Here is a 4,696-nt window from a genome sequence, read left to right as displayed (position 1 = left end):
AAGCCCGCCCCCGGGCCCCGCCCGCGCCCGGGGCGCCTCCGTGGTGCGGCCGCCCGGTCACGCGTCCCAGGTGACCGGGAGGCTCTTGACCCCGTAGATGTCGGCGGTCTCCGGGCGCAGGGACACCTCCTCGTCCGGCACGGCCAGCCGCAGCGTGGGGAAGCGGTCGAGCAGGGCGGGCAGCGCGACCCGCAGCTCGACCCGGGCCAGCTGCTGGCCGAGGCACTGGTGGATGCCGTGGCTGAAGGCCAGATGGCCGCCGTCCTGCCGGCGCAGGTCGAGCTTGTGCGGGTCGGTGAAGCGCTCGGGGTCGCGGTTGGCGGTGCTGAGGGACAGGATGAGCATCGTCCCGGCCTCGACGGTGTGACCGGCCAGCTCGACGTCCTCCAGCGCGACCCGCACGAACTGCTTGGCGACGCTCAGGTAGCGCAGCAGCTCCTCCACGGCCGGGTCGGTGAGGGCGGGGTCGGCGCGCAGGGCGGCGAGCTGCTCCGGGTTGCGCAGCAGCGCGAAGGTGCCCAGGGCCAGCATGTTGGCGGTGGTGTCGAACCCGGCCGACAGCAGGATCAGCGCCATCCCCTGCAGCTCCTCGTCGGTCAGGTCGCTGTCGAGCAGGTCGCTGAGCACGTCGTCGGTGGGCGCGGCGCGCTTGGCGGCCACCAGCTCCGCCAGGTACTGCTGGGTCGCGAGGTAGGCCGCGATCAGCTCCTCGTCGCCGACCTCCCCGCCGAGGAACTTGTCGATGTTGTCCTGGAAACGGCCACGGTCCTCGTACGGCACCCCGAGCAGTTCGCAGATGACGACGGCGGGGATCGGCTTGGCGAACGCGGTCACCAGGTCCACCCCCGGGCCGGCCTTCTCCATGGCGTCCAGGTGCTCGGCGGTGATCTGCTCGACCCGCTCGGTGAGCAGCCGCATCCGGCGGACGGTGAACTTGCCGACCAGCGGCTTGCGGTAGCGGCCGTGCCGGGGCTCGTCCATGAGCAGGAACTCGCCGGGCGGCGCGGGCGGCACCTCGATGTCGCCGTAGTCGATGAGCGGGTGGTGGCTCATGAGCTCCTTGCGTGAGCTGAAGCGCGGGTCGGCCAGGATCGCCCGGATCAGGTCGTAGCCGGTCACCAGCCAGCCCTGGTGCCCGTCGGGGAAGGGGAAGCGGCTGATCGGGCCGTGCTCGCGGGCCTCGACCAGCTCCTTGGGCGGGTCGAAGGGGCAGCCGGGCTGACGCGCCGCCGGCATCGCCGGTACGGTGTGGACGGACTCAGTCATGATCATTCCTTCAGGAGATCTTGCGGCGGTAGGCGTTCATGGCGAAGACGTAGGCGACGACGAGGATGCCGGCGCACCAGGCCAGGGCGATCCAGATGTCGTCGCCGACCGGCTGCTCGGCGAGCAGGGCGCGGACGGCGTTGACGATGGAGGTCACCGGCTGGTTCTCGGCGAAGGCGCGCACCGGGCCGGGCATGGTGTCGGTCGGCACGAAGGCCGAGCTGAGGAACGGCAGGAAGATGAGCGGATAGGAGAACGCGCTCGCGCCCTCCATGGTCTTGGCGGTCAGGCCGGGGATGACGGCGATCCACGTCAGCGCCAGGGTGAACAGGATCAGGACGGCGGCGACCGCGAGCCACGCCGCCAACCCCGCCGACGAGCGGAAACCCATCAGCAGGGCGACGAGCACGACGACCACGAGCGAGATCACGTTGGCCGCCAGCGAGGTCAGCACGTGCGCCCACAGCACCGACGAGCGCGCGGTCGGCATGGACTGGAAACGCTCGAAGATGCCGCTCTTCATGTCCATGAACAGCCGGTAGGCGGTGTAGGCGATGCCCGAGGCGACCGTGATGAGCAGGATGCCGGGCAGCAGGTAGTTCACATAGGAGTCCGCCCCCGTCCTGATCGCGCCGCCGAACACGTAGACGAACATCAGCATCATGGCGATCGGCATGATCGCGGTGGTGATGATGGTGTCCGGGCTGCGGCTGATGTGGCGCAGGCTCCGGCCCGTGAGCACGGCGGTGTCGCCGAAGAAGTGCTTGGTCATCTCTCTTCCTCACTCGTCCGCGCCGCCTTCGCGCCGTCGCCGCCGACGAGCGCGAGGAAGACGTCCTCCAGGGTGGGCTGCTTCTCGACGTACTCGACCTTGGCGGGCGGCAGCAGCTGCTTGAGCTCGCCCAGGGTGCCGTTGACGAGGATCCGGCCCTCGTGCAGGATCGCGATCCGGTCGGCGAGCTGCTCGGCCTCGTCCAGGTACTGCGTGGTCAGCAGCACCGTCGTGCCCCGGCCGGCCAGCTCCCTGACCGCCTTCCACACCTCAAGGCGCGCCTCGGGGTCGAGGCCCGTCGTCGGCTCGTCGAGGAAGATGACCGGCGGGTCGCCGATCAGGCTCATCGCGATGTCGAGGCGGCGGCGCATGCCGCCCGAGTACGTCGCCACCTTCCGCCCGCCCGCCTCGGTCAGCGAGAAGCGCGCCAGCAGGCCGTCGGCGATCCGCCCCGGTTCCTTCAGGTGCCGTAACCGGGCGACCAGCACCAGGTTCTCCCGCCCGCTGAGGATCTCGTCCACCGCCGCGAACTGCCCGGTGAGGCTGATGGACTCGCGCACGTCCGCGGCCTGCCCGGTGACGTCGAAGCCGTTCACCAGCGCCGTGCCCGCGTCGGCCCTGAGCAGCGTGGACAGGATCTTCACGGCCGTGGTCTTGCCCGCGCCGTTCGAGCCGAGCAGGGCGAAGATGCTGCCTCGCGCCACGTCGAAGTCCACGCCGCGCAGCACGTGCAGCTCCTTGTAGGACTTGCGCAGGCCCTGCACCCGGATCGCCGGGGCTGACTGTGTCGTCATCAGAGCGTCCTGTCCTCTCTCGTGTTCCCCTCGCCCGCGGCGCGGGCGACGGCGCTGGTGAAGCGGTCACGTTCGCGGGCCCTGTACTGGCCGGCGGGGTAGTTGGCCATGAACGCCTCGACGAACTCGACGGGGTCGTGCCCGAAGATGTCGCGGATCGGGGTCCGGTCCGCCGCGCCCTGCTCCAACAGGTCGGCGAGGTCCTCGTACATCGTCATCGCGCCGGCCCCGTCGGCCGGCCCGAAGTGCATCAGGTACCGCTCCAGCGCCTCGGCCGCCGTGCGGTAGTTCTCGGGGAGGCGCTTGATGCGCGCCTTGTACTGCCGGTAGCGCTTCTTCTCCTCCAGCGACCCGGTGATGATCTCCAGGTACTGCAGGTAGCGGCTCTTCGGCCCGGGTGACTCTGTGGCCATGGTCAGTTGCCTCCTTCGCGGAGCTGTTCGAGCTTGCCGGTGAGGAAGCTCCAGGTCGTCCAGAACTCCTCGAGGTGGTCCCGCCCCCGGGCGTTGAGGGTGTACACCTTGCGCGGCGGCCCCTTCCCGGACGGGACCTTCTCCACGTCGACCAGGCCCCGCTGCTCGATCCTGACCAGCAGCGCGTAGACGGTGCCCTCGGCGATGCCGGAGAAGCCCTGGTCGCGCAGCCACGCCGTGATCTCGTAGCCGTAGGCGGATCGGCCGGAGAGGATCGCCAGGACGATGCCCTCCAGCGTTCCCTTGAGCATCTCGGTGATCTGCCTGCCCATGGGACATCTCCGTCCAGCTACTCGGTGACGCTGACTACCGGTACAAAGTAACGCTGACTACCGGTACTTAGCAACACCGATTAGCTGAGGCGTGGGCCCGCGCCGAGAGCGGGCGGGAAAGCGGGGCGGCGCGGGCGGTGATCGGTGGAGTGTTCATGGCGTCCACCATCGCCGGTCGCGCTGATACCGGACCGTCGCCGTGCTGACACGGCGCCGCGGCCCCGATCGATGGTGCCGGACGGCCCTTACTCGCAGAAGACCCGCAGGTAGCCGTCGGACATGTCGAGCTCCACGATCGTCTCGTCGAGGTGCTCCACGAGCGCTTCGAGGTGTTCGGGCCTGAGCTGTGTCAGGTCGATCGGCACGCCTGACCTGACCAGCTCGGCGTTGGCCCGCTCCAGCGCCCGCGGCGGGACCAGGGCCGCCAGCTGCACGCCGGCCCGCAGCAGTTGCAGCGGTACGCGCACGTTGAGCCGGTCCGCCTCGCCCTCGCCGAGGAACTCCATCACCACCCGCAGGTACTTCGCCCTGCCCTTCGGCCGGGTGGCGAGGCTCGCCGACGCCGCCGGCTGAGCCCGTTCGAGCGCGACGATGAGCCGCTCGGCCTCCTCCACGCTGATCGTGCCCTCGGCCAGCAGGCCGAGGACGTCCTTGCGTTGCTCGCTCATCGCGACCTCTCTTGTCGGGTGGCTCACCGGGTGGCTCACCGGGCGGCTCACCGGATGGCTCATCGGATGGCTCATCGGATCGCCACGAGCACGGCCGTACGGTCGAACTGGGCGTCGAACCGGGTGCCGGGCAGCGCGCAGACGATGCGCCAGCCGGTGCGCAGCGCCCGCAACGTGTCGACGTGGTACACGTGACCGGCCACGACGCCCGCCACCAGGGCCAGGAGCAGGACCGGTGAGAGCAGGAGCACGACCGGCACGACCGGGACCCGGACGCGGACGAGGCGGCGGTCCGGGCGTTTGACCCCTACGGTCAGCAACTGCGGCATCATGTCCCGGCCTCCAGTTCGGACAGCGCCTGCTGGGTGCTGATCTCGCCGCGACGCAGCCGGTCGATGACGTCGGCCGGCCGCGGCGCCGGATCGGGCTCGACGAAGTCGAGCATCTGGGT

7 protein-coding genes are annotated in these 4,696 nt (G+C 70.2%); all 7 read right to left on the bottom strand.

From position 1 onward, the window contains the following. Positions 1 to 57 precede the first annotated feature (57 nt). The 7 genes from KME77_RS12925 to KME77_RS12895 all read right to left on the bottom strand — a co-directional run bounded on the left by KME77_RS12925 (position 58) and on the right by KME77_RS12895 (position 4,577). A complete protein-coding gene (locus tag KME77_RS12925) occupies positions 58 to 1,266 on the bottom strand; it encodes a cytochrome P450 (protein WP_219466301.1) in 1,209 nt (402 codons plus the stop codon). A 10-nt stretch (positions 1,267 to 1,276) separates the two neighbouring features. Continuing rightward, positions 1,277 to 2,038, bottom strand: a complete 762-nt coding sequence (locus tag KME77_RS12920; RefSeq protein WP_219466296.1) for an ABC transporter permease — start codon at positions 2,036 to 2,038, stop codon at positions 1,277 to 1,279. Then, positions 2,035 to 2,832, bottom strand: a complete 798-nt coding sequence (locus KME77_RS12915) for an ABC transporter ATP-binding protein (protein WP_219466295.1) — start codon at positions 2,830 to 2,832, stop codon at positions 2,035 to 2,037. Before KME77_RS12915 ends, KME77_RS12920 begins: the two co-directional genes overlap by 4 nt. Further along, positions 2,832 to 3,245 (bottom strand): DUF1048 domain-containing protein, encoded by a 414-nt coding sequence (locus KME77_RS12910; protein WP_219466294.1) that lies wholly within the window; start codon positions 3,243 to 3,245, stop codon positions 2,832 to 2,834. Before KME77_RS12910 ends, KME77_RS12915 begins: the two co-directional genes overlap by 1 nt. Before the next feature lie 2 nt (positions 3,246 to 3,247). Next, positions 3,248 to 3,577, bottom strand: coding sequence for a PadR family transcriptional regulator (locus KME77_RS12905; RefSeq protein ID WP_219466293.1), 330 nt, complete (start codon positions 3,575 to 3,577; stop codon positions 3,248 to 3,250). A 245-nt stretch (positions 3,578 to 3,822) separates the two neighbouring features. Beyond that, on the bottom strand, positions 3,823 to 4,308 hold the full coding sequence (locus KME77_RS12900; protein ID WP_219466292.1) for an SHOCT-like domain-containing protein: 486 nt from the start codon (positions 4,306 to 4,308) through the stop codon (positions 3,823 to 3,825). An 8-nt stretch (positions 4,309 to 4,316) separates the two neighbouring features. Beyond that, positions 4,317 to 4,577 (bottom strand): hypothetical protein, encoded by a 261-nt coding sequence (locus tag KME77_RS12895; RefSeq protein ID WP_219466291.1) that lies wholly within the window; start codon positions 4,575 to 4,577, stop codon positions 4,317 to 4,319. Between the last annotated feature and the right edge of the window lie 119 nt (positions 4,578 to 4,696).

It is taken from the genome of Nonomuraea rhizosphaerae (assembly GCF_019396405.1).
Taxonomy (GTDB): Bacteria; Actinomycetota; Actinomycetes; order Streptosporangiales; family Streptosporangiaceae; genus Nonomuraea; species Nonomuraea rhizosphaerae.
This window is presented reverse-complemented; position numbering and strand designations above follow the sequence as displayed.